20 protein-coding genes are annotated in these 26,796 nt (G+C 38.8%); 13 read left to right on the forward strand and 7 right to left on the reverse strand.

Features of this window, described 5'->3' with window-relative positions:
• Window positions 1–50: 50 nt before the first annotated feature.
• From AC1M9P_RS11285 to AC1M9P_RS11295, 3 genes are all read right to left on the reverse strand, one after another.
• Window positions 51–2,213 carry a malate synthase G gene (locus tag AC1M9P_RS11285; protein WP_481587651.1) on the reverse strand — a complete coding sequence of 721 codons (2,163 nt, stop codon included), beginning with the start codon at window positions 2,211–2,213 and terminating at the stop codon, window positions 51–53.
• Between the two features lie 354 nt (window positions 2,214–2,567).
• Entirely contained in the window at window positions 2,568–3,710 is a 1,143-nt protein-coding gene (zapE, locus tag AC1M9P_RS11290; RefSeq protein WP_481587652.1) for a cell division protein ZapE, read from the reverse strand.
• Between the two features lie 100 nt (window positions 3,711–3,810).
• Window positions 3,811–4,821, reverse strand: a complete 1,011-nt coding sequence (locus AC1M9P_RS11295; protein WP_481587653.1) for an AraC family transcriptional regulator — start codon at window positions 4,819–4,821, stop codon at window positions 3,811–3,813.
• Between the two features lie 155 nt (window positions 4,822–4,976).
• On the opposite strand from AC1M9P_RS11295, the gene AC1M9P_RS11300 reads away from it, so the two are divergent.
• Entirely contained in the window at window positions 4,977–6,497 is a 1,521-nt protein-coding gene (locus AC1M9P_RS11300) for a flavin-containing monooxygenase (protein WP_481587654.1), read from the forward strand.
• A gap of 37 nt (window positions 6,498–6,534) precedes the next feature.
• Here AC1M9P_RS11300 and AC1M9P_RS11305 read toward each other — a convergent pair whose 3' ends face one another.
• Window positions 6,535–7,017, reverse strand: coding sequence for a glutathione peroxidase (locus AC1M9P_RS11305; protein WP_035266096.1), 483 nt, complete (start codon window positions 7,015–7,017; stop codon window positions 6,535–6,537).
• Entirely contained in the window at window positions 7,014–7,433 is a 420-nt protein-coding gene (gene msrB / locus AC1M9P_RS11310; RefSeq protein WP_035266138.1) for a peptide-methionine (R)-S-oxide reductase MsrB, read from the reverse strand. Before msrB ends, AC1M9P_RS11305 begins: the two co-directional genes overlap by 4 nt.
• Before the next feature lie 151 nt (window positions 7,434–7,584).
• Here msrB and AC1M9P_RS11315 point away from each other — a divergent pair, with 151 nt between their 5' ends.
• The 11 genes from AC1M9P_RS11315 to AC1M9P_RS11365 all read left to right on the forward strand — a co-directional run bounded on the left by AC1M9P_RS11315 (window position 7,585) and on the right by AC1M9P_RS11365 (window position 23,274).
• Window positions 7,585–8,820 carry a pyridoxal phosphate-dependent aminotransferase gene (locus AC1M9P_RS11315; protein ID WP_481587655.1) on the forward strand — a complete coding sequence of 412 codons (1,236 nt, stop codon included), beginning with the start codon at window positions 7,585–7,587 and terminating at the stop codon, window positions 8,818–8,820.
• Between the two features lie 186 nt (window positions 8,821–9,006).
• Entirely contained in the window at window positions 9,007–10,065 is a 1,059-nt protein-coding gene (locus AC1M9P_RS11320; protein WP_035266107.1) for a type II asparaginase, read from the forward strand.
• 173 nt (window positions 10,066–10,238) lie between these two features.
• Window positions 10,239–13,817 carry a DNA polymerase III subunit alpha gene (gene dnaE / locus AC1M9P_RS11325; protein ID WP_481587656.1) on the forward strand — a complete coding sequence of 1,193 codons (3,579 nt, stop codon included), beginning with the start codon at window positions 10,239–10,241 and terminating at the stop codon, window positions 13,815–13,817.
• Between the two features lie 13 nt (window positions 13,818–13,830).
• Window positions 13,831–14,673 (forward strand): RNA methyltransferase, encoded by an 843-nt coding sequence (locus AC1M9P_RS11330; protein ID WP_481587657.1) that lies wholly within the window; start codon window positions 13,831–13,833, stop codon window positions 14,671–14,673.
• Entirely contained in the window at window positions 14,666–15,478 is an 813-nt protein-coding gene (gene cysE / locus AC1M9P_RS11335) for a serine O-acetyltransferase (protein WP_035266113.1), read from the forward strand. Before AC1M9P_RS11330 ends, cysE begins: the two co-directional genes overlap by 8 nt.
• A 110-nt stretch (window positions 15,479–15,588) precedes the next feature.
• A complete protein-coding gene (locus tag AC1M9P_RS11340) occupies window positions 15,589–16,506 on the forward strand; it encodes an ABUW_2363 family tetratricopeptide repeat lipoprotein (protein WP_481587658.1) in 918 nt (305 codons plus the stop codon).
• 115 nt (window positions 16,507–16,621) lie between these two features.
• Window positions 16,622–18,625, forward strand: coding sequence for an esterase/lipase family protein (locus tag AC1M9P_RS11345; protein WP_481587692.1), 2,004 nt, complete (start codon window positions 16,622–16,624; stop codon window positions 18,623–18,625).
• 230 nt (window positions 18,626–18,855) lie between these two features.
• Window positions 18,856–20,292 (forward strand): anthranilate 1,2-dioxygenase large subunit, encoded by a 1,437-nt coding sequence (antA, locus tag AC1M9P_RS11350; RefSeq protein ID WP_035266117.1) that lies wholly within the window; start codon window positions 18,856–18,858, stop codon window positions 20,290–20,292.
• A gap of 2 nt (window positions 20,293–20,294) precedes the next feature.
• Window positions 20,295–20,786, forward strand: a complete 492-nt coding sequence (gene antB, locus AC1M9P_RS11355; protein ID WP_035266119.1) for an anthranilate 1,2-dioxygenase small subunit — start codon at window positions 20,295–20,297, stop codon at window positions 20,784–20,786.
• A gap of 11 nt (window positions 20,787–20,797) precedes the next feature.
• A complete protein-coding gene (gene antC, locus AC1M9P_RS11360) occupies window positions 20,798–21,832 on the forward strand; it encodes an anthranilate 1,2-dioxygenase electron transfer component AntC (RefSeq protein ID WP_180028207.1) in 1,035 nt (344 codons plus the stop codon).
• A 98-nt stretch (window positions 21,833–21,930) separates the two neighbouring features.
• Window positions 21,931–23,274, forward strand: coding sequence for an MFS transporter (locus AC1M9P_RS11365; RefSeq protein ID WP_481587659.1), 1,344 nt, complete (start codon window positions 21,931–21,933; stop codon window positions 23,272–23,274).
• Window positions 23,275–23,317: 43 nt separating this feature from the next.
• On the opposite strand, the gene AC1M9P_RS11370 is transcribed toward AC1M9P_RS11365, so the two are convergent.
• A complete protein-coding gene (locus AC1M9P_RS11370; protein ID WP_481587660.1) occupies window positions 23,318–24,298 on the reverse strand; it encodes an AraC family transcriptional regulator in 981 nt (326 codons plus the stop codon).
• A gap of 458 nt (window positions 24,299–24,756) precedes the next feature.
• Between AC1M9P_RS11370 and AC1M9P_RS11375 the strand changes: the two genes are divergently transcribed.
• Window positions 24,757–25,794 carry an AraC family transcriptional regulator gene (locus AC1M9P_RS11375; RefSeq protein WP_481587661.1) on the forward strand — a complete coding sequence of 346 codons (1,038 nt, stop codon included), beginning with the start codon at window positions 24,757–24,759 and terminating at the stop codon, window positions 25,792–25,794.
• A gap of 48 nt (window positions 25,795–25,842) precedes the next feature.
• On the opposite strand, the gene AC1M9P_RS11380 is transcribed toward AC1M9P_RS11375, so the two are convergent.
• Complete coding sequence (locus AC1M9P_RS11380) at window positions 25,843–26,787, reverse strand: SphA family protein (protein WP_481587662.1); 945 nt, start codon at window positions 26,785–26,787, stop codon at window positions 25,843–25,845.
• Window positions 26,788–26,796: the final 9 nt, after the last annotated feature.

Below are 26,796 nucleotides of genomic sequence, written 5' to 3' on the forward strand. Positions count from 1 at the left end.
TATTTTACACAATCGTAAAAAAAGCCTCCGGAGAGGCTTTTTTATTTTAATTAGTCACCAGTGTAACCTTTAAGCTTCAAGCGGTAAGCATGAAGTAATGGTTCTGTATAACCTGATGGTTGTTCAGCACCTTTAAACACCAAATCATATGCTGCTTGGTAAGCATAACCGTCAAACTCAGGTGCCATTGGTGTGTACGCTGGATCGTTCGCATTTTGCTCATCTACAATTTTAGCCATACGTTGCATTACTTCTTCAACTTGCTCTTTAGTCACGATACCGTGACGTAACCAGTTTGCAACGTGTTGAGATGAAATACGTAAAGTTGCTCGGTCTTCCATCAAACCAACGTTGTTGATGTCTGGAACTTTAGAACAACCAACACCCAAATCAACCCAACGAACTACATAACCAAGAATACCTTGAAGGTTATTTTCTAACTCTTTAGTTTTCTCTTCATCAGTCCAATTCGTATCAGTCGCTAATGGTGGAGTTAATAAATCATCTAAAGGTAATGCTTCAGTTTTTAACAACTCTTGTTGACGCGCTGAAACATTACATTGGTGATAGTGGATCGCATGAATTACAGCACCAGATGGTGATGGAACCCAAGCACAGCTCGCACCAGCTTCAGGATGCTCAATTTTGGTTTTATACATATCTAAAAGCATATCTGGTTTAGGCCACATGCCTTTACCAATTTGTGCTTTGCCACGTAAGCCTGCTTGTAAACCAACCATCACGTTACGGTTTTCATATGCAGGGAACCAAATTTGAGATTTAACTTCACCCTTACGAACGAATGGACCTGCTTCCATAAAGGTATGGATTTCGTCACCTGTACGGTCCATAAATCCTGTGTTAATGAAGATGGTACGATCTTTCGCTTGAGCAATACAGTTTTTCAAGTTTACAGAAGTACGGCGCTCTTCATCCATGATCCCGATTTTAAGCGTTTTTGCTGGCAAACCTAGAGCTTGTTCTGCACGCTCAAATAGTTCAACTGCAAATGCAACTTCTTCAGGGCCATGCATCTTAGGTTTAACGATATACATAGAACCTTTACGAGAGTTCTTGATTTCATTTTGACCTTTGATGTCAGCAAACGTTAATAACGGTGTGATCAATGCATCCATGATACCTTCATAGATTTCTTGACCATCCACTAGGATCGCCGGGTTCGTCATCAAATGACCAACGTTACGAAGAAGCATCAATGAACGACCGTGTAAAGTTGTTTCGCCACCGATCAGATTTTTGTGGGTACGGTCTTTGTTTAAAGCACGAGTAATGGTTTTACCATTTTTCTCGATTTTCTCTTCCAAAGTACCCTTCATCAAACCTAACCAGTTACGGTAGCCTTCAACTTTTTCTTCAGCATCAACCGCAGCAATTGAGTCTTCCAAATCTTGGATCGTTGTTACCGCAGATTCTAAAACAAGATCTTTTACGCCAGCAGCATCCGTTTGACCAATTGGGCTTGTCGCATCGATTTCAATGATGACATGCAAACCATTATTTAATAAAACGATTTCTGTCGGCGCAGACTCTTCACCATTAAAACCTACAAATTGAGCTTCTTTAGCCAAATTCGTTGTGCTGCCATCTTTAAGCGTTACCACTAATTTTTTTGCTTCAACAGCGTATTTCGTAGCATCCGCATGTGATCCATTTGCTAAAGGGAAAGTTTCATTTAAGAAATTTTTAGCAAAAGCGATAACTTTTTCGCCACGAACAGGGTTATACCCCTTACCTTTTTCCGCACCGCCTTCTTCCGAGATCACATCGAAACCATACAATGCGTCATATAAAGAGCCCCAACGAGCATTTGCAGCGTTCAAGCAGTAACGTGCATTACGTACAGGCACAACCAATTGTGCACCCGCCAATAGTGCGATTTCTTCATCTACATTTTCAGTTGTAATTTGAAAATCTTCTACTTCTGGTAATAAGTAGCCAATTTCTGTCAGGAAAGCTTTGTAAGCTCCTAATTCAAATTTATTATTGCGGTGCCATTCATCAATTTTCGCTTGAATGTCATCACGCTTAGCCAAGAGTGCTTTATTTTTTGGGCTAAGATCAACAACGACTTGTTCAAAGTTTTTCCAGTAAGTTTCACTGTCTAAACCAGAACCTGGTAGTGCTTCATTTTCGATGAAATCGTAGAGTTCTTTAGCAATCGCTAACTTGCCTTTCTGAATACGTGCAGTCATTGTCTTTCCTGATATTGCTACTTTTTATACAAGAGAATCTAGTATACCCATTTATAAATTGCTGAATAGTAATATCACATTGCTAAATAGTGATCATTTATTATAGACACCAATCAGATGAGACTTTTGATCTATTACTTATTGAGTCGTTTTAATTCAACAATCTAATTACAGTGTATAAAGTTTTATAAAGGTAGAAATTAGACTTAAGTGCCAATTTCCATCAAATCTGATTTAATTTAAACCAATATGTCTATTTTCTCTACGCTTTTAAGCGACGATTTCAAATTTATTCCACTCCAAATAAAAAAACCCAAACATCATCTGTTTGGGTTCGTTTTTGAATTTTCACATTTATTCTGCAGGCATATCAATTTGTCGATGCGCAGATTGTAAATAGTCATCTGATTGCATTTCGAGTAAGCGTGAACGTGTGCGTTCGATTTCAAACGCTAATTTTTCGCCACTATATATATCAATGATACTGGCATGTGAGGTTAGTAATAATTTAACACCACGATCATAGAACTCATCGACTAAATAAATGAATCGGCGTGTTCCTTCTGATAAATAATCATTCAGATCGGGAACATTACTGACTAGGACAGTGTTATAAGTGTTCGCAATTTCGATAAAGTCCGCAGGACTTCGTGGCTTCATACAGAGTTCAGAAAACTCACACCATAATACATCTTCAGTATGACCAATTGTATCGACATTACGTCCATTAATGATGATCGGTTCTTCACTCACATTTTGAGCACTGGTTAATGCTGAAAAACGTTGTGCCATCCATACCTGATTATCATGGCTTAAAGGTGATTTGAACAACTGCGCTTGTTTCAGTACACGCAAACGATAGTCAACACCTGCATCCACATTCAAAATGACACAATTCTTTTTTACCATTTCAATCGTTGGAATAAAGCGGTCGCGATGAATACCGTTCTTGTATAAACCATCTGGTGCAATGTTTGATGTCGCAACAAGTGTAATTCCACGAACAAATAGCTTTTGGAATAAATCACTTAAAATCATCGCATCCGTGACATTTGATACAAAGAATTCATCAAAACAAATCACAACCGCATCTTTGTAAATTTGATCAGCAACGATGTCGAGTGGATTTTGTTGTCCTGAATTTTTATTTAACTCTTTATGCACATATTGCATAAAATGATGGAAATGCATACGCGTCTTGCGACGGAAAGGTATCGCATCATAAAACTGGTCCATCAACCAAGTTTTTCCACGCCCAACACCACCCCACATATAAACACCCTTAGGGGCTGTTTGACGGCGAAAACGTCGAAACGCTTTTTTAGAAGCTTTATATCGTAAGATCAGTTCTTCCCAAACACGATTAAGTTCATGTACAGCTTGAGCTTGAGCATCATCAGGCATAAATTGTCCTGACGAAATTGCGTGAGCATAACGTTCTGCAGGTGATTGCGGAGTGTGACTTAAACTATTTTGCGAAGAATGAGAATGGAACATAGATATAGATTACTTTTTTAGGCCGTCGGAAGTATAACGAATATTTAAAAAAATGATAAATAACACTTTGGCATATACCATTTGAGCATACATGCTGAGGTTATTTCCCATACTGTCGTGGACTTTGTCCAAACCATCTTTTAAAAGCATGGTTAAATGCTGCAGGTTCTGAATATCCAAGCATTTCAGCTATTACTTCGATTGAATACTCTTTGTACTCAATCAATCGAAGCGCTTTCTCTCGAATGAGTTGCTCCCGTATTTGCTTATAGCTTGTATTCAGTTGGTTAAGCTGATGTCGCAAAGTACGCTCTGGAATATTCAAAGCTTGAGCAGTTTCTGCCATTGTTGGAATCTGCCCCGTTTGTAAATCCAAATAATCGTGAATTCTTTGAATCAACTGGTGTTGATTCAATTGTTGCGCATTTAATCTTTCGATCTCAGCATTACATCTTTGTTGGTGGACATTAAATGTGATTTGATCAGCTGAAGGCAACTTCAATTCTAAAATTTCTGCATCAAAAATCAGTCGAAATTTGTCTTGTTCAAACCGAACTTGTTCACTGAAATAATTCAAATACTTGTTCAAAAAAATGGATTCTTTCGGTCGTGAAAACGGCAATTCAATCTGCACTTCAGGAAAAGGCAATCCTATCATTTTGTAGATATCTTGCACGAATTTAACCGTACCTGAAATTTCACATTGAGCCCTGAACTCATCAACTTCACTTTGTAAATTGAGAGGCTCATAACATAAAGCCGCATAGACACTCGTCTGCTCTAATGTAAGTCTACCCGATAAATGGGTAAGCGCTTGATAGCGTATTCCATTTGTGAGAGCCGCACCGACATTCGGGCTTGTGACCAATAGCATGAGAAGCGGACCATAGCCTGCGAGCGCATAATGTTGACCGACATCTAAACCGAGCAGCGGGTTAACCCCTTTAGCAATAATTCTTTGAATGATTTGTTCTAATTCAGGTTGAATCGTTGAACTCGGATCTAAGGCGTCCGCCTTTAAACCGACAGCTTCCAATCTTTCGTCCACATTTATTCCGACTTGTCGCATACCCTGTATGAGATACAACAAACCGAGAATCGACCTTTTCATAAATCAGAATTTTAAAATTAAAGTTGCATATGTTTTACCCTAAAAAAAAGGGAAAGAATATTGCCGAAAATATCAATATTAAATGTCAATGAAATCATGTCAGTTTCAGTCCAGACTGCTTATGATAGCTTCAAATAATATAAACGAGTATTAAAATGGAAGTTACATCAGATCAGCTAGATACAAATTCAGTCGACTTAACTGAAACGCAATTCATCAAGAAAAATTCTAAAATTGCGATTATCGGCGCCGGATTTGGAGGATTAGCCACAGCTATTCAACTTCTTAAACGCGGCATTGAAGATTTTGTTATTCTTGAAAAAGCTAAAGATGTAGGTGGTACTTGGCGTGAAAATCAATACCCAGGTGCTGCATGTGATGTGCAGTCTCATATGTATTCATTATCTTTTGCACCAAAATCTGATTGGACAAAACGATATGCTGAAGCACCTGAAATTTTCCAATATATTCAAGATCTTATTCAAGAATATGATTTAAAAAAATTTATTCAATTTGATACCGAAGTCATTTCGACACGCTTCGATGAGCAAGCTCATACGTGGGAAATATCCATCAAGAATCAAAGTGCTCTACACAGTCAATTCCTTATTTTTGCCTCTGGTCCATTGCATATTCCTCAAATTCCAAAGATTAAAGGAATCGAAAAATTTAAAGGCGAAGTATTCCACTCCTCATCTTGGAATCATGCTTATGACCTGAATGGTAAACGTGTAGCCAGTATCGGCACAGGTGGAAGTGCAATTCAATATATTCCTGAGATTGCACCAAAAACCAAACAGTTATACGTGTTTCAAAGAACTGCTGCATGGGTAATACCGCGCGATGAACGTGCTTATAATGCTTTAGACAAAAAACTGTTTGCCCAATACGACTGGTTTAGAAAATTGCATCGAGCGCGCTTGTATTGGTCAAATGAATCACGCGTAGTTCCGATTGTAAAACCTCAAATGATGCGACTGGGTCAAAAACTTGCAGAAGCTTTTATTCGCTTCCAAGTCAAAGATAAAGAAATAGCAAAAAAATTGACACCAGATTACACCATGGGGTGTAAAAGAATTTTGGTATCAAATCGATATTTCCCAACATTTAATCGCAAGAATGTAGAGCTCGTGACGGACAGCATCCAAGAAATTACTGAAAATGCGATTGTTACCAAAGATGGGCAAGTACGAGAAATAGATTGCTTAATTTACGGTACTGGTTTTATTACTGATCCACGAATTTATTTAAAAGATTTTAAATGTTATGGTGAAAATGGTATTGAGTTGAAAGAAGCATGGAAAGAGGGTGCTGAAAGCTACTATGGAATTTCTACCAAAGGATTTCCAAATCTCTTTCAACTTTTAGGCCCGAATACTGTTTTAGGTCATAACTCTGTAATTTTTATGATCGAATCTCAAGTGAATTACATTCTACAACTGATTGAAGCTGTAGAAAAATCCAAAACCAAAGCAATCGTGGTCAAAGATGTAGTCCAAGAAGAATTCAACCGTAAAATCCAAGAAAAATTTGCAGGCACAGTTTGGCAATCTGGCTGTGTGAGTTGGTATCAGCAAGAAGGCGGAAAGAATTTTTCACTTTGGCCGAGTTATACATGGAAGTATTGGCTAGAAACCAAAAATGCAAATCTAGCCGATTACCGTTTCTTGAATTAAATGAATAAAAAAATCAGCTCAATTGAGCTGATTTTTTTTACTGAGCCAGCGCTTTTTGAATATCATCTTCAATGCTTTCTGGTTTAGTTGTAGGTGCATATCGATTAAGCACTTTGCCATCTTTTCCAATCAAAAATTTGGTAAAGTTCCACTTAATTCCACTTCCTAAAATGCCTTTGCTGTTGTTGGTGAGATACCGAAAAATCACATGGGCTTCAGGACCTTTTACATCCACTTTAGCGAACATCGGAAAGGATACACCGTAATTTCTCTGGCAAAAACTACCAATTTCTTCGTGCGTACCCGGATCTTGCCCACCAAATTGATTACACGGAAATCCTAATACCTCAAAACCTTGATCTTTATACTTTTCATACAGCGCTTCCAACCCTGCAAATTGTGGCGTAAATCCACATTTGCTGGCTGTGTTGACTATCAATAGCACTTTACCTTCATAGTCCGAAAATTGCTTATTTTCCCCTTCTAGCAATTCTGCCTCAAATTGATAAATATTGGTCATGGATAGGTTTCCTCATCATTTTTTTCTTGGGTTTTTAATTCTAATGAAGCTGAGTTTACACAATAGCGAAGACCTGTAGGTTCAGGTCCATCCTCAAAAACATGACCTAGATGTGCGTCACAATGATGACAAACAATCTCAGTACGAATCATGCCATGTGAGTGATCGTCATGTTCTTCAATGACTGTTTGGTTGATTGGACGATAAAAACTAGGCCATCCACAACCACTGTCATATTTGGTTTCTGAAGTAAATAAAGGTTCGCCACAGCAACGACAAACATAAGTTCCTTCTTGTTTGGTATTCCAATATCGCCCTGTGAAAGCAGGCTCAGTTCCCTTTTGACGGGTAATGCGATACTCCTCTGGTGATAACTCTCTTTGCCATTCTCGGTCTGTTTTATTGAGTTTTCCCATGATTAACTCCTTTAAATCTTTGACATTCAATGTCATGCTTCAGTACCTTCATATTTACGCTAGAGCTTGAAAAATTTCTAGCTAAATTTCTACATAGATTGTGATATTTAGTAATCTATTTTTATTCACTCAAAAATAATTGGATGGGAATATGTCCGTTTTAGGTAACACTACTCCACGCGAAATTAAGAAATCGTCTAAGCTCGAGCATGTATGCTATGACATTCGTGGACCTGTGTTACGCGCCGCCAACGAAATGGAAGAAGCCGGACATAAGATAATTAAACTTAATATCGGCAACCCAGCGCCCTTCGGTTTTGAAGCACCTCAAGAAATTATCAATGATGTTGCGTTGAACTTACCAAATGCAATTGGCTATACAGACTCAAAAGGGATTTTCCCTGCCCGCAAAGCGGTTTGTCAGTACTATCAACAAAAAGGTATTTTCAATATGCATGTCAATGACGTTTATATTGGGAATGGTGTTTCTGAGCTGATTGTAATGGCTATGCAAGGCCTGTTAGATGACGGCGATGAAATGCTGGTGCCAATGCCAGATTATCCATTATGGACTGCTGCCGTTAATCTTTCTGGTGGTACTGCAATCCATTATAAATGTGATGAAGAAAACAATTGGTATCCTGATATTCAGGATATGGAAAACAAAATTACGCCTAATACTCGTGGGATCGTGATTATCAATCCGAACAACCCAACGGGTGCTGTTTATCCACGTCATGTCTTAGAAAAAATTGTCGCTCTTGCAAAAAAATATGACCTGATTTTATTTGCTGATGAGATCTACGATAAGATCGTTTACGATGGAATCGAACATGTATCGGTCGCTGCCCTTGCGGGTAATCAACTGTGTATTTCATTTAACGGATTATCTAAATCCTATCGAATTGCTGGATACCGTTCAGGCTGGATGGCAATTACGGGTGATAAGACACGTGCAGCAGATTATATTGAAGGTCTAGACATGCTCGCGTCAATGCGCCTGTGTGCTAACCATCAAGCTCAATATGCTATTCAAACTGCATTGGGTGGCTACCAGTCTATCAACGATTTAATTCGTCCAGGTGGTCGTTTGTATGAGCAACGCAATATTGCTTGGCAAATGTTGAATGAAATCCCAGGTGTAAGCTGTGTTAAACCTGAAGGTGCAATGTATTGTTTCCCTAAACTTGATCCTGAAATTTATCCGATTCAGGATGATGAACAGTTTATGCTTGACTTCCTCAAAGCAGAAAAAGTGTTATTGGTTCAAGGTACAGGATTCAACTGGCCTACCCCTGATCATTTCCGTGTGGTGTTCTTGCCTGCTGAAAATGAACTTCGTGAAGCGATTAACCGTCTAGGAAGATTCTTGGCGAAAATGCGTTAATTCAGTCGTTTTATGTGAATGATGTATTTAAAACCCCCAGATTTCAATCTGGGGGTTTTATATTTAATATTTTGATTATTTCATGATATTAATTTCATTTTGATTATATACAAGCACCCTTCTTTTCCTTTATCGTGATTAAGCATTATCCATGCACAATACTATAAAAAACATTTAGGAAAAAAGATGAAAAAGACGCTAACCGCACTGACTCTATCGATTGGCTTGTTATTACCCCTAACGAGCTTTGCTAAAAATAACGTTGTCGTCGTTGCAACTGGGGGAACGATTGCGGGTGCTGGTGCAAGCTCAACCAACAGCGCCACTTACACTGCCGCAAAAGTTCCAGTGGATGACTTACTGAATGCCGTTCCTCAAATTAAAGATTTAGCCAATGTGAGCGGCGTACAAGCAATGCAGGTTGCTTCTGAAAGCATTACAGACAAAGAATTACTTTCCCTTGCCCGCCAAGTCAATGATTTGGTTAAAAAGTCAGATGTAAATGGCGTTGTCATTACACATGGCACAGATACTTTAGAAGAAACCGCTTTTTTTCTTAATCTAGTCGTACAAACGGAAAAACCTATTGTTGTTGTCGGCTCAATGCGCCCATCGACGGCTTTATCTGCGGATGGCCCACTAAATTTATATAGTGCAGTTGCTCTGGCAGCAGACCCGAGTGCAAAAAATAAGGGGGTGTTCGTCCTTATGAACGATAGTATTTTTGCAGCTCGAGATGTGACTAAAGGCATTAATATTCATACTAATGCCTTTGTAAGCCAATGGGGAGCTTTAGGGACGTTGGTAGAATCTAAACCTTACTGGTTCCGAAGTTCTGTTAAGCGATTTAATCAGCGGTCAGAATTTAATATCGAGAATATTAAGGGTGATACACTCCCATTAGTTCAAATTGTCTATGGCTCTGGCAACATGATTCCTGATGCTTATCAAGCGTATGCCAAGGCTGGGGTTAAAGCGATTGTCCATGCAGGTACAGGAAACGGCTCAGTCGCGAAAAATATTGTTCCCACGCTGAATCAACTTCAGCAAAGTGGTATACAAATTGTACGTTCTTCACGAGTGCCACAAGGATTCGTTCTCCGTAATGCCGAACAGCCAGATGACAAATATGGTTGGGTAGTTGCACATGACTTCAACCCTCAAAAAGCTAAAATTTTAACCGCGCTTGCTTTAACCAAAACCAAAGATGCAAAAGAAATACAACGCATGTTCTGGGAATATTAAGCCCAATTTTCATGTTATAAAAAAGTGCCGAATGGCACTTTTTTTGATTGATATAAAATCGCCTTTATTCAAATCGAAGATAATTTGTGCGAATCATATAAAATATCGTGGATTCTCAGCTCTAAATCACTTTGCATGATAAAATACGCTCTGCTCTTGTAAAGGACTCATCTATGCAGTTTGTTCATCTCGGTGTTCATACAGAATTTTCTATTACTGAATCAATCGTACGTATACCTGATCTAATGAAGTCTGCTGTACAGGATTCTATGCCTGCACTCGCGATGACAGATTTATCGAACTTACATGCAGCAGTGAAGTTTTATACCTCGTGTCTTAAAAAAGGGATTAAACCTATTTTAGGAAGTGTGATTCGTTTGAATGATGAATCACATCGTATGACTTTACTGGCGATGAATAATGAGGGTTGGCGTAGTTTAACTGAAGTAGTATCGCGCGGCTTTATTGAAGGACAACAACTCAGTATCCCGTGTGTAAAAAAAGAATGGGTGTTAGAACAAGCGCCGGGCATGATTGCACTTTTAGGGATTAAAAGTGATGTTGGAGAAATGCTGTGTTCAAGTAGCCCTGAAAAAGCTGAACCCTTACTTGAAGCTTGGATCGAAAAATTTGGCAATCGTGTCTATTTAGCACTCACGCGCACCAATCGCCCACAAGAAGAAGATTTTATTATTGAAGCTGTTAAATTAGCCGCAAAATATCAAATCGGTGTTGTCGCTCATAATGATGTTCATTTTATTAGAGAAGAAGACTTTGAAGCCCATGAAGCGCGCGTCTGCATCGCAGATGGCTATGTTTTAGGTGATAATCGTCGTCCACGTACTTACAGCCCTGAGCAATATTTCAAAACAACAGCGCAAATGGTGGAGTTATTTGCTGATATCCCCAGTGCTATTCAAAATACAGTTGAAATTGCTAAACGCTGTAATGTGACACTTCGCTTAGGTAAATACTTTTTACCTGACTATCCAATTCCTGAAGGTCATACAATTGATACCTTCTTTGCCCATTTGTCTAAAGAAGGATTAGAAGAACGTCTTAATCACCTTTATCCTGAGGAGAAACGTGGAGAAGACTGGCCTGAAATTCGCAAAGAATATGACGATCGATTAGATTTCGAAATCAAGATCATTAACTCGATGGGATTCCCAGGTTACTTCTTGATTGTCATGGACTTCATTCAGTGGTCCAAGAACAATGGCGTACCTGTAGGCCCGGGCCGTGGTTCAGGTGCAGGCTCATTAGTTGCATACAGTTTAAAAATTACAGATTTAGATCCACTACCATACGGACTTCTTTTCGAACGTTTCTTAAACCCTGAACGTGTTTCGATGCCAGACTTTGACGTGGATTTTTGTATCGCAGGTCGTGATCGTGTAATTGATTATGTAGCACGAACTTATGGGCGTGACGCTGTATCTCAAATTGCAACCTTTGGTACGATGGCAGCGAAAGGTGCAATTCGAGATGTTGCACGAGTTTTAGGTAAGTCTTACGGCTTAGCAGATCGTATTTCTAAAATGATCCCGACTAAACCTTTGGGTTTAAGTTTAGAAGAATCTTTAGAAGCCGAACCACAACTTAAAGATATTGTAACCAACCCATCCAACCCAGATTATGAAGATGCATCAGAAATCTGGGAAATGGCGCTTAAACTTGAAGGAATAACGCGTAACACTGGTAAGCACGCAGGTGGTGTTGTAATCGCACCGACCAAGATTACGGACTTCTCAGCTGTACTGTGTGACGAAGATGGTACCGGTCGTGTCGCTCAATTTGATAAAGACGATGTTGAGGCGGCAGGACTTGTTAAATTTGACTTCTTGGGATTGCGAAATCTTACTGTAATTGAAGATGCTATTCAGCACATTAACCAACGATTGAAGTTTGATATACCTCTAAAGATTGAGAATATTCCGCTAAATGACAAAGCTGCATATTCGATATTTGCCGAAGCAAATACCACTGCGGTATTCCAATTTGAATCCGTGGGCATGAAAAAAATGCTCAAGGAAGCACGCCCAAGTAAATTTGAAGAAATTATTGCTTTCGTGTCATTGTACCGCCCGGGCCCAATGGATCTAATTCCAGACTTTATTCATCGTATGCATGGTGGAGAGTTCGAATACTTACATCCCCTATTAGAAGGTGTCTTAGAACCTACCTATGGGATTATGGTATATCAAGAACAGGTTATGCAAGCAGCTCAGTATTGTGCCGGATATAGTCTAGGTGGTGCGGACTTACTTCGTCGTGCGATGGGTAAAAAGAAACCTGAAGAGATGGTTAAACAACGCCAAATCTTTATTGAAGGTGCTGCAAAAAAAGATATCGATGAGCAAACGGCGAACCATATCTTTGACTATATGGAAAAATTTGCAGGCTATGGTTTCAACAAATCACATGCTGCAGCCTATGCATTGGTGGCTTATCAGACGGCTTGGTTAAAAGCACACTATCCTTCAGAGTTTATGTCCGCTGTACTTACTTCGGAAATGCAAAACACAGACAGTATTGTATTCTTGATTGATGACTGTCGTAACAATGGTCTCGACGTGTTACCACCTTCCGTTAATATGTCGATTTATCAATTCCATGCAATTGATGAAAAAACCATTGTGTATGGTCTAGGTGCAATCAAGGGTGTTGGTGAAGCAGCAATGCAATCTGTGATTGATTCACGTAAGCAGCTTGGACCATATAAAGATTTATTTGATTTCTGCCATCGCATTGATCTGAAAAAAATCAATAAACGTACACTTGAAGCTTTGATTCGCTCAGGAGCATTAGATTGTCTCGGACTTGAACGCGCGACTTTAATGGCTCAATTGCCTGAAGCTGTACAAGCTGCCGAACAAGCTCGTTCAAACCGTGAAACAGGCATTATGGATTTATTTGGTGAAGTTGAAGAAGTTCAACGTAAACCTACTAAACCTGTAAAACCTTGGTCTGATGAAGTCCGTTTAAAAGGTGAAAAAGACACCTTAGGTTTATATTTAACGGGACACCCAATCGATGTGTATCGCCCCGAGTTAAAAGCGTTTATTTCTAACAAAATTAATGAGCTGACTCCAACACGTCGTGGAGTAACTACTGTATTTGCAGGCTTGGTTGTGGATGTCGCAAATTTCCCTAACCGCATGATGATCACACTCGATGATGGTACTGCTCGAATCGAAGTCTCAGCAAATCATGAACGCTTCCAACGTTTTAAAGATATTATTGTGAATGAAAGAGTGATCGTGATTGAAGGTGAAATTTATGAACGTGAAGGCTTCGACCGTCCGATGGGACGCCTTACTAAGGCGTTTACATTAAACGAAATTCGTCAAAAACGTGCAAATCACATCCTCATCAAATTACAACCTGAGCATATTCAGCCAAATCTTGGTCAAGAGCTTTCACAGATCATTCAACCGTTTTGTAATGTAGATATGTGTCAGCATGTGCCATTACAAGTACAACTCGACTTTCCATATGCAACCGCTGATTTTCATTTACCACCGCAATGGAATGTCGCACCACTCGATGACTTATTGTTCAAACTGCGCGACTATTTTGGTAAAGAGGCCTTACATGTGGAGTATCATGTCAAGTCAAAAGCTGCACGTTCCCACGCCGCAGAACCAAAATCAGAACCAGTCATCACATCACATGCCTCTCCACCTGACCAGATCAGTATGGATGAAGCAATGGATCAATACATGACGGAAGTCAGTCAATACTCTTAATTTTGGAAGATTTATGAATTTAATTGATAATGCTGCTGTTTCAGCGCATTTGTCTCATGTGCGTATTGTCATGGTGAATACTACCCTGCCTGCGAATATCGGTAGCGCACTTCGAGCAATGAAAACCATGGGGCTTTCAAAATTGGTTTTAGTTGCACCTAAAATTTATCCTCATCCTGATATTGATGCACTTGCAGCCGGTGCAACCGATTTAATTGATCAAATTCAGATTGTAGAAACGCTTGAAGAAGCCATCGCAGATTGTCATTTAGTCTTTGGTACAAGTGCTCGTAGCCGAACTATTCCATGGCCTTTATTAGATGCTCGACCTGCTGCTGATAAATCTATGCAAGCGGTGATCAAAGAACAACAAGAAATAGCCGTAATATTTGGGCGTGAAGATCGCGGATTAACCAATGAAGAATTGGCTATGGCGAATTACCATGTGACCATCCCTGTGAATACAGACTATGGCGTACTCAATGTCGCTCAAGCCATTCAAATTATTTGCTATGAAATGCGAATGGCGACCACGGCTCTCATGGAACAAGTTGAAGATCCTCAAGCTGTTATGAAAGTGACTGATGAAGATTCTATGCATTGGGATGAGCCGTTGGTAACACATCAACAGATGGAACAATTTTATCCTCATTTTGAAAAAATGTTACACGAAATCGAGTTTTTAGACCCAGAAAATCCACGATTATTGCCTTTACGCTTGCGTCGCTTATTCGGACGTATACAATTAGATCGTATGGAGTACCATCTTCTTAGAGGTATTTTTAGTCGTGTTCAGGCATTGAACAATGGCACATGGAAAAAGTCAGATTCTAAAGAGAAATCAAAAGATGCTTAAACAGCTTAAAGAAGATATTCAAGCTGTGTTTGCCCGCGATCCTGCGGCGCGCAACACATTTGAAGTTTTAACCACTTATCCAGGAATTCACGCACTGATTATGCATCGTGTTGCGCATGAGCTTTGGAAAAAAGAGTGTAAAACTTCAGCCCGCATGCTGTCTTCTTTTAGTCGTTTTGCAACTGGTATCGAAATACACCCAGGTGCCAAAATTGGCAAACGTTTTTTTATAGATCACGGTATGGGTGTGGTCATTGGGGAAACAGCTGAAATTGGTGATGATGTGACGCTCTATCATGGCGTGACATTAGGTGGCACCACTTGGAATAAAGGCAAACGTCACCCAACGCTAGAAGATGGCGTAGTCGTTGGCGCAGGTGCGAAAATTTTGGGACCATTTACCGTACATAAAAATGCGAAAGTGGGTTCAAATGCTGTGGTCACCAAAGAAGTCCCTGAAGGTGCTACTGCCGTAGGTAATCCAGCGCGATTTATTATTAAAAATCAGCAAAAAGATTTGGACAAAGAATCAGAACGACGCAATTATGCAGAAAGCATCGGGTTTCAGCCTTACGCGACAACCCAAGATCAATCTGATCCAATGTTAGAAGGTATGCGGGTATTATTGGATCGTATACAGCACAATGAAAAGCGCATGAACACTCTATGTCAGCGACTTTCATTACTTGATCCAACATTTAATAACGCTCAAAGTAATGGACAACCATTTAGTGCTGAAGAGTTAAAAATCATTGACGAAGTTCGTCGTGAGTGCGAAGCTCAAACTGCACAATCAAAAGCTTAATGTATAAGTTTGACTAAGTTAGGTGAATCTGAGTTGCATGTTGTTTCGACTTTTCATAGACTCAGATACAACCTGAACTAGAATTTAAAAACATAATATTGGAAGAAAATATGACGATTAAGCCCCTCATTGCCACCATGATCGCTGTTTCATTATTGAGTGCTTGTAGCTCTCCAGCAGTAAAAAAACAATCTAAAACAAACGATCCAATCGTCTTTTCTGAGCCTGATTTAAGTGCGCCATTTTATGCATTAAATCCTTTTAATTATAGCCAACCACCAGTATTCGAGCTTGAACTAAAAAAAGCTGCTGCTGCACCACTTCAAAAACTTGAGGTGACTGATCCAAATAATCCAAACAGAAAGATGATCCTCGAACACAACAAATTAATCGTACCGACTGTGAATAGTTCACAACGTGCGATGAAATACACGGTTTTAGCGGGTCAAAATGAAATCGATATTACAGAAATTGATGACTTCCTCCAGATGGTTGAAGGTAAAGCACGTCACTATCCTCCTCGCTTTACAGATCGTCAAGAACGTCGCGGTTTTGAAGCTAAATTACGTGAAGTTTCAGCTCAACTAGATACTTTAGCAGCGAAAGATAACGCGTCATTCGATATCTTAATTCGTGCATTTAAAGCAAGTATATTGGGTCGTAACCTTGATCTTGGTTCTGCTTACACCACTAAATCTTTAAAATATGCACAACAAATCCTGAAGATCAACAAAGAAGACGCTGAAGCGAACTTCTGGTTTGGTTTCTCTTTGTCTGAAGGTGGTGGTCAAAAAGAAGCTATTCCATATATCGATAAGGCCATCAAAGCAGGTGTTCAAGAAGCTTATCTCGTAGCTGTTAACAACTACCTCGCATTGAGTCAAAAGAAAAATGCAATCACAACTTTAAAAAATTACAAAGTGAAATATCCTGAAGAAACTGAAGTTGCTGACCGCTTAATTCAAGAAATTGAGAAACAAGGTCGTTACAATGTTTGGCAGATTTTAAACAATCCAGCGAAATCATAATCTTATTTCATAAAAAATAGACTGATTATTCAGTCTATTTTTTTTAGCACTTATTTTTATCTCCCTAAAAATAACGTATGCTCAGCGTTAATGATTCATGCTGACAGTTGAAAATATGTTTATGATGAACAATAAATACATCGGCGCCCTACTGCTCGCAACACCACTATTTATGACAGGTTGCCAAGTCGTCAGTGTAAAAAATCAAGCGCTTAATGTCTCGATCGCGAATGAACGAGATAGCATATTAACGCGTAAAAAAATGAGTGAAGCGAGTCTGAATGTCCTCTCCATGACAGGCAGTGAGGCTGAAAGTTGTTCTAATGATCCCGATAAATGCGTATCTGATCTAAAAAAAATAAAACAAATTCAAGATGAACAACTTTATTCAACTGCAAGTGAAGCATATTTGACACGGGCATTAGCCCTCAGTAATTCTTCTGCTTGTAATACCAGTTTAATTAGTAAATATCAGTCAGAAGAAAAGAAAAAAATTCATCAAGAAAACTATAGTCAATGTCTTGACCAACAGTTAGCAATGCTTGATAAAAGTATTCGTTATAGTTATGCCTATCTATTCAAGACAAAACGCCAACCAAGCGACCGTATTTTCGATAATAGACAAGTTCAAATACGAGATTTCTACAATCAAGCCATGGCGAAAATGGTGATGACCTATGGTATGCGCTATACCGGTGAAAAAGTTCCCAAACAAATAAAAATTGGTGAAAGCATTTATACCATCAACTATGACCATTACCCTCAGATTGCTAATCAAAAATTAGATAGCCTGCTTTCAAGCTACAATCTCAATTTTAGTGGCTTGCGTTCGATTAACCGTCGGGATGGTTTCGGTGCGGAATTTGTCGCAACGCTTCCAGCGCCAGAGCGAAATAGCGATTCAGGTAAATATATTGTAGATCCATTAAATCACGCTTATAAAAATGGTCGTAATCCTAACATTCATCCACCACGTTATCTTTCAGTCACAATGACCGCTGAGCCTGCGCGTCAAAGTAGTCTAGAAGATATTCTGAATCACCCACATTTCACTCTGAATATTTATGATCCTTATGGATTAGATCAATTAAAAGTAGGTGGAAAAGTTTATCCCTTAGCTGCGAATTACTCTGCACCGTATGGTTTATGGCTTGCCGAAAATAACTTAGGTGCTGCTGCATATTTGAGTTTGATTGATCGTGACAATACAATCACAATGCCTCATCTCTTTATGCTCGAACCCTATAATCCAAACAAAAAAATTATTGTTTTGGTGCATGGACTTGCAAGCAGTCCAGAAGCTTGGATTGCATTAACCAATGACATTATGGGAGACAATGTTCTAAGAGAACATTATCAAGTTTGGCAAGTGTTTTACTCCACCAATATGCCAATTTTAGAAAGTCGCTTTCAAGTGAATGCGATCATTCAACAAGCATTTGATTCACTTGATCAATCGACGGCATCAGCTAAAGATGCAGTTCTGATTGGACATAGTATGGGTGGTATTATTTCAAGATTATTGGTGAGCCAAGCTGATTTAACACAACCTGCTTTGTCTCAATTAAAAAATTCTCAAATTAGCCGCTTTAAGAATGAGCCTTTATTTAAAGCTCGTTTACAAATCAAACCTGTGCCACAGTTTAATCGTGCAATTTTCTTAGCAGCACCTCATCGAGGGACAGATTATGCTGATCGTTGGTTTACACGAGCTGCTCGTAAAGTGATCAAGTTACCAGGTGCATTTTTGGGTGCATTTGCTGAATCGCTCTCAGATAAAGATATTAATATTAAACATTTTGTCAAAGACTTAGGTCATGGACTGATTCAAAATGGTCCGAGTGATCTGAGTCACAACTCTCCTTTCACCAAATTAACCTCACCTGTGACGCCGGTTAAAGGGTTTAAATTTCACTCCATCATGGGGAATGTGACTGAGAGTAAAGATCCTACTGTTATGTCAGATGGGATCGTGCCTTATCAGAGTGCGCATCTTAAAAGGGCACAATCTGAGATTATTATCAAAGGTGGGCACTCAATTCAGGAAACACCAGAAGCTGTGTTGGAATTAAGACGAATCCTCAGACTTCATTTGACAGAGCTTGGAATTGCCAAATAACGATTTCCTTTAGCTTTAATCAGCCGATGTATCAAAGATGCATCGGCTTTTTGTTTTTCTAGTCCCAAATGACGACTTTTGAATCCCACTCATATTTTTAATTACCTTCTCCATAAAATATTTGAGAAAAAATGGATAACGATTAGAACAAACTGGATAGCCTGACTCCCTTAATCACTGTTCAATAGATTCAAAGATAAATGAAATCAAGTGATATAAGGAGTTAGACCATGGGATCTCGTAGCAGCATCGAATGGCATGATTTTATTGAAGGATGTATCGATTTTCGACCAGAGGATGGCGTCTATCGTATCGCACGTGACATGTTTACTGAACCAGAACTTTTTGATCTAGAAATGGAAATGATCTTTGAAAAGGTGTGGATCTACGCGTGTCATGAAAGTGAAATTCCAAAACCAAATGACTTTGTCACTGTTCAAATTGGTCGCCAACCGCTCATCATTAACCGTGATGGTCAAGGTAATTTAAATGCAATGGTCAATGCCTGCGAGCACCGTGGTGCTACATTAACCCGAGTTGCTAAAGGTAATCAATCCACATTTACCTGCCCGTTCCATGCTTGGTGTTACAAATCGGATGGTCGTCTCGTAAAAGTTAAAGCTCCTGGTGAGTATTGTGATGACTTTGATAAATCATCACGAGGTCTAAAAAAAGCACGTATTGCCAGTTATAAAGGATTTGTCTTCGTTAGCTTAGATACAACAGCTACAGACACTTTAGAAGATTATTTAGGTGATACACGTGTTTTCCTTGATCTTATGGTTGAACAATCACCTACAGGTGAATTAGAAGTTTTACCGGGTAAATCAGCATATACCTTTGCAGGAAACTGGAAGCTGCAAAATGAAAATGGTGTAGATGGCTACCACGTAAGTACTGTTCACTATAACTATGTATCTACAGTTCAATATCGTCAGCAACTGAATGCACAAAAAGGGACAGGGCCAAAAGACACACTTGATTACAGTAAATTAGGTGCTGGTGATGACACAACTGATGATGGTTGGTTCTCATTTAAAAATGGTCATAACGTTTTGTTTAGTGACATGCCTAACCCAACTGTACGTCCTGGTTACGCAACTGTAATGCCATATCTGGTTGAGAAATATGGTCAAAAACGTGCTGAATGGGCAATGCACCGTCTCAGAAACTTGAACTTATACCCAAGCCTTTTCTTTATGGATCAAATCAGTTCGCAACTTCGTATTATTCGTCCAGTTGCGTGGAATAAAACTGAAGTCATTAGCCAGTGTATTGGTGTTAAAGGTGAGTCGGCTGAAGCACGTCGTAACCGTATTCGTCAATTCGAAGATTTCTTCAACGTATCGGGCTTAGGCACACCTGACGATTTAGTCGAATTCCGTGAACAACAGCGTGGTTTCCAAGCTCGTTTAGAACGCTGGAGTGACATTTCGCGCGGTTATCACAAGTGGAATTATGGCGACAGCCCGAATGCTCAAACATTAGGGATCAAACCAGTCATCACGGGTACTGAAATCACTCAAGAAGGTTTATATGTCAATCAACACCAAGTTTGGCGCGATCTCATGTTAAAAGGCTTAAAAAATAAAGCACTTAAACTCACTGAAGATACTTCTGAACCACACGAATGCCCTGCATCACAAGCGACAACTGAGGAGGCTTAATCATGACACAAGCTCTTGTACATCAAGTTTCTCAATTTTTATATGAAAAATCTGCGCTTTGTGACAACTATGAATGGGACGCATATCTAGAACTCTATGACGAAGACAGCGAATACCACATTCCACAATGGATTAGTGACCATGAATACGTCACTGATCCAAACCAAGGGCTTTCATATATCTATTATGAAAACCGTGCTGGCCTTGAAGATCGCGTATTCCGTATAGGAACTGGTAAAGCTGCATCAGCTACGCCCCTTCCGCGTCTCATGCATGCGATTCACAACATCCGTGTAAAAACACTTGAAGACGGATTATTAGAAGTTAAAGCGGGTTGGTCGACATTCTATAACCGCCAAGGTTTAGAAGGCTATTTTTACGGTCATGTCACTTATATCCTTCGTCAACATGAAGACACTTTCCGCATTCGTAAACAGCACACCATTTTGTTGAATGACAAAATTGATTCTGTGCTCGACTTCTACCACGTTTAAGGAGTAAAAGAATGAGTCATTCTGTTGCACTCAACTTTGCAGATGGTAAAACGTTCTTTATCTCTGTGAATAATGATGAGCTTTTACTTGATGCTGCGTTCCGTCAAGGTATCACATTGCCTTTAGACTGCCGTGAAGGCGTTTGCGCAACCTGTCAAGGGCAATGTGAAAGTGGCAATTACACTCAAGATTATGTCGATGAAGAAGCATTAACCGAACGTGATCTGGCAGAGCGTAAAATTTTAGCTTGTCAAACACGAGTGCAATCGAATGCTGCATTCTATTTCGATCATGACTCAAGTTTCTGTAATGCTGGTGAAACACTTCAACTCGAAACCAAAGTGACTCACGTAGAATTAGTCTCTGAAACTACGGCAATCATTCATGTAGATGCCAGTCAACATACGCAGAAAATTGATTATTTACCGGGTCAATATGCTCGATTAAAAATTCCTGGTGCAAATGATTGGCGTTCTTATTCCTTTGCCAATTTACCCAATGAAGGTAATCAATTACAGTTTTTAATTCGCTTACTCCCGCAAGGTCTCATGAGTGACTATCTGCGAGATCGAGCAAAAGTTGGGGATACAATTTTACTCGAAGCACCTTTAGGAAGTTTTTATCTTCGCGAAGTGGAAAAAGAAAAGCCATTAGTCTTTGTCGCAGGAGGTACTGGATTGTCAGCATTTTTAGGAATGCTAGATCAAATTGTGAAACAACCTCAAATTCCACCAGTACATCTATATTATGGTGTAAACAAAGAGCAAGATTTGTGTGAACAAGAAAGGTTAAAAGCATACTCAGCTAAGATTCCACACTTTGAGTATCATCCCGTAATCGGACAACCTTCTAATGATTGGACTGGAAAAAAAGGATTTATCCACGAACATTTAGATCAATCGCAATTAAGCGAATCAGCATTCGATATGTATTTGTGTGGTCCGCCACCAATGATCGATGCTGTCAAAAATTGGTTAGCTGATCACCAGATAGACAACGGACGTGTTTACAGTGAGAAGTTTATTCAAAGTCATAGCTCAAGATAATTAAATGAGCTGATGACAATCACTAAGGACTATCGTTAATATTCTTTGCAAACGATAGTCCTTTTTTGTTCTAACGTTTGAATATATGGAAATTTTAAATGCAAAAAATAATTGTAAATGACGTTATTGATCGGGAAAAAATGTCCCCTTTACAATGGACAGTTTTCTTTCTGGGGTTTTTGGTTTTTTTCTGTGATGGATTAGACACTGGCATCTTAGGCTTTATTGCACCAGCATTGTTAGATGATTGGGGTATTTCAAAACCAGATCTAGCACCTGTGCTCAGTGCGGCCTTAGTAGGCATGTCGATCGGCGCCATTATCTCAGGACCATTATCAGATAAATTTGGACGCAAGGGTGTCATCGTAATGACGACTTTGTTGTTTTCAATTTTCACCATCATGTGTGGATTTGCTTCTAACACGCAAGAACTTATGATCTATCGTTTTATTACAGGGGTCGGACTTGGTGCGGCTATGCCGAATATCAGTACAATGGTATCCGAATACATGCCTCTAAAACGTAAAGCATTCCTGACCGGATTAGCAGGTTGCGGATTTATGTTAGGGATCTCAAGTGGCGGTGTCTTATCTGCGTTCTTATTAGAGAATCAAGGGTGGGCAAATGTCATTATTATTGGCGGTGTAATCCCACTTATTGTATTGGTATTTTTGATTACCAAGTTACCTGAATCACCTCAATACCTCATCAAACAAAATCGTCAAGAAAAAGCAAAACCAATTCTTGAGAAAATTCACGGTCAAACATTTGATCAAAGTACTGTATTTGTTCTACCTGAAGCAGAAGTATTAGATCCTAAACAAAGCCCTGTTAAAATTTTGTTTAGCAAATACTTTTGGGGTTCGGCAATGCTTTGGCTGTGTTGCTTTACCAGCCTAATGGTGTTTTATCTGTTAACCAGCTGGATGCCAACTATTCTTAAAACCGCTGGATTCACAACAGAACAGTTTAGTTTAATTGCAGCGATTTTCCCATTCGGCGGTGTAATAGGTGCATGCTTTATGGGGTGGTATATGGACAAAGTCAATCCAAATACTGTGATTAAATATTCTTATCTCGCAGCATTTGTATTGTTCTTCGTTGCAGCATTTGTGAGTCAAAGTATTGTTTTACTCGGTATTGCAATTTTCTTAATCGGCGCATTATTAGTGGGTGCTCAATCATCATTACTTCCGCTAACAGCGCTGTTCTATCCTTCAGTTTGCCGTGGTGTAGGTGTATCATGGATGCATGGTATTGGTCGTATCGGTGCGATCTTAGGTGCATTCTACGGATCACTGATTTTTACATTTGAATTATCTCTTGCAGGTATTTTCTATGTCCTAGCAATTCCGACATTTATTTCATTTATTGCGCTTGCATTAAAAGGATTAAAAAAACCTGAATCAGCTAATACATCAACTGCTGAAATGACGCAGTAATTTAAAATCAGTCATTAAAAAGCCCCCAATAAAGGGGCTTTTTTTAAACCATAATTTTAAGAGTTTCACTCGGGAGAACCCCATATTTGGCTTTGTATTCTTGAGAAAATCGTCCTAAATGTCTGAATCCCCAGTCATAAGCCAATCTTGAAATGGAAATATTTGAATTGTTCTGCAGCAAAGCATGATGAATCTGTTCAAGTCTATAGTTTTTTAAATAATCCATAGGACTCATATGCAGCGCTTGTTGAAACTCACGGTATAAAGTCGATTTTGAAGTCCCCGATATCATGACTAAATCTGATGCATCCAACTCTTGATCAGCAAAACGATGAATAAACTCTCTGACCACCATGACTGGCTTCGGAAGCTGATACTCTTGGAGCGATCTTAATTCATTGGAATAATTATTGTGCTGGGTTAAAAGCAAAGCCTTAATCAAAAAACTTTCATAATCTTGAGAAAGCAGATTTAAACCATCAAAACGAGAATAATCTTGCCTGAGCGATAAACATTGTTGAATATTATTCCACCACAATCTTAGGAAGTTATCTTCACTAAATGGCATATCTGGCTCAAAAATCACACGCTCTTTAACAGGTTTAGAAAGCAAATTGGAAAGTACAGATTTGACACTTTCTTCAGGAATCACCACTTGAAATTTTTTACAATTACGGTGAATGATGAGTTCTTGCTGATCCTGACTAGAAACAATGATTCCATTATTACTATGTGATAAATGTGTTTCTCCATTCATACGCAATGTTTGCTGTCCATGAATAGGCAAACTGATACTATATGCACCTAGCTGCTGAATTTGAATAGACACATCTGTGCCATAACTGATACAGCCAATTGCCATTTTTTTACTCGGCAAGCGTATACCTGAATAATGAAAATCAAGCTGATCTTTACGAGCAGTTTCTAATTGATGTGAACCACAAATAAGGCTCATTAATCGTTGAGCAACATTCAATTCACGCGATGCGTGACTAAGATCCTTATGTTGGCTGAGTGTGATCATCCTGTTCACCTAGCTATTTTGAATCATGATAAATACTATAAAACATTTTTAATAATAATGTCGAAATAAAGTCTCTTTGCTTCGACTAAATATTTAAATATATTTTTGAACACAGATTAGTAAATTAAAAAATACTAATTTGGTATCTTATATTACTTAATAGGTATTTTTATTTTTATAATATTTTCATTAACTTATATTAAAATCATAATGGTAAAAAATTCGGTTTTATTTGACATTCAGCGATTATAGAGATAGATTTTTAAATAACGTCCTAAGGATAGGACTGATATAAATAAATGTAATTTTTTCAATTATCACTATAGCTATTAAATTTTAAAATTATTATTTCTGGTCTGAATATTGCTTCATTTATTTATATCGTAAATCTCATTCCATGATATCAATTTAACACTACTGTCATGGTACGGACTACTAATGAGCCAAAAGGATTCACAATGAACCAGCTTCATTCCTCTCAGCTAACTGGGCAAAATTTTAGTAATGAATCAATTTTCAACAGTCAAAACTTGGTCTTCAATCAAGCAGATTTGAGCGAAACTTGTAAAAATGTAGGGCAAATTTTTAAGCCTCATGCTCTAAAAGTGTTAAAATCAGCTAAAAATTTTAGTGCAAGCATGCATCATGTTCAAACTGGGGCTCTTTCTATCAGCCGCTTGGAATATGGCGCAGATGTATTGATCGAACCAGATCAACTTGAAAAGTTTTATCTTATTCAGATTCCTACTCGAGGCTATGCTGAAATTGAATTTGGTCAAGATAAATTTATTTCATACTCAGAAGTAGCGTCAATTATCTCACCTGACCAATCATTCAGAATGCGCTGGCGTGCTCACTCCCCTCAACTCATTCTCAAAATTTCAAAAGATGATTTTGCACATCATTGTCAGCAACATATCGTGAAATCTGAACAAAAAAATGTAATTTTTAATCCTCGACTTGATTTTACCACCCAATCTGGTGGTTATTTTCTGCAACTTTTGAGAACCATGATCGATGCACTTAAATGTGAGCATCATCCTCTCCACCACCCACTTGCATTTAAGCAGTTTGAATCAAATCTATTTAATGCTCTTATTTATGGACAACCAAATAATGCTTTTTTTAAAGCAAATTCTCATCATGAGAAAAAATTAGCGCCCTACTTTATCAAACGTGCTGAAGCATACATTCACCACCACTTACATGAACCACTCAACATAGAAGTCTTGGCTGAACAATCAGGTGTAAGTGCACGAACACTCTTTGCAGGATTCAAAAACCATTTTGGCATTACCCCTATGGCATATTTACGTGAGCTTCGTTTTGAACAAGCTCATCTTGAACTGATGAATAATGAACATGCCACGGTCACTGATGTTGCATTTAAGTGGGGCTTTACTCATTTAGGTCGTTTTTCACAAGAGTACAAACGTCGTTATGGCGAGCTGCCATCATCAACGCGTAAGATTACACAAAATTCACTCTTCTCTTAATTTTATGTCTGCCAATAAAAAAGCCTGTGAAATCACAGGCTTTTTTGATTAGAAATGATGAATGTATCGAATTTGGAATCGATCGCCTTCAGTTCTATTTTTTGCATCATGCTCAAAATATGCATTTGCGACTACATGATTTTTTGGCGAGTGGCTATACATAAGTCCAGGTCCAACTGCCCACACACTTTCTTTGCGACCATCGACTTTTACACCATCAACTTTAGTATCGGTAAGCTGTTTTAAGTAGTATCCACTTAGACCCAACCGAATCTGATCATGTACAGCATATTCAGATGCTAGGTTAATGTGTACTGCTTGCCCCGCTTGGATGTCATCAGCAGCACCAAAACCATAAGTTGGATCATCATTTTTAAAATTATACAAATAATGAGCGCGTGTCGAAGCTGTCCATTTCGGATTAAACCAATACGTTGCAGCCCAATATGGATTGAAGGAAAATGCATTATTACCCGGATTAATATCACGGTTTTGCTGATATTCCCCTGTTGGCAAATTTATCTGTAATTCTATTCGATGGACAAACTTTGGTCCCTGTTCACCCATGACTGGATCAAACTGGAGAAATGGACCAATCATCAAATCTCCAAATCCACTTTTAGCTTTTAAGGCTTGATTATTTAAACCATCGTCAACACTGATTTTACTTAAATAAGGGATAAGTAAATTCAGACCTAGACTTGAATGAGCAGTCGGTTTATAGGTCGACATGTAACTTAATTGCTCGACAATCACTTGATAATTTAAATCTGTTTTGGGCAACGGAAGCTTTTGTCCACTCGCATCTCTCAACTTGTCACTGTCATAATGTTGAAAATACGTTTGCGAATACCAACCAGGTCCAGCTGGTAGTCCACCATCTAGAAAACTGGTCATACCCAAATTCACAGTCGGTAAATCATAAGCAAGAACATGTGATGAATTTGCTGTAGTAAACAAGGTTAAAGCACTTAATATGATTTTATTTTTCATGTGTATTTC

Source organism: Acinetobacter sp. 25-47-122 (assembly GCF_056779695.1).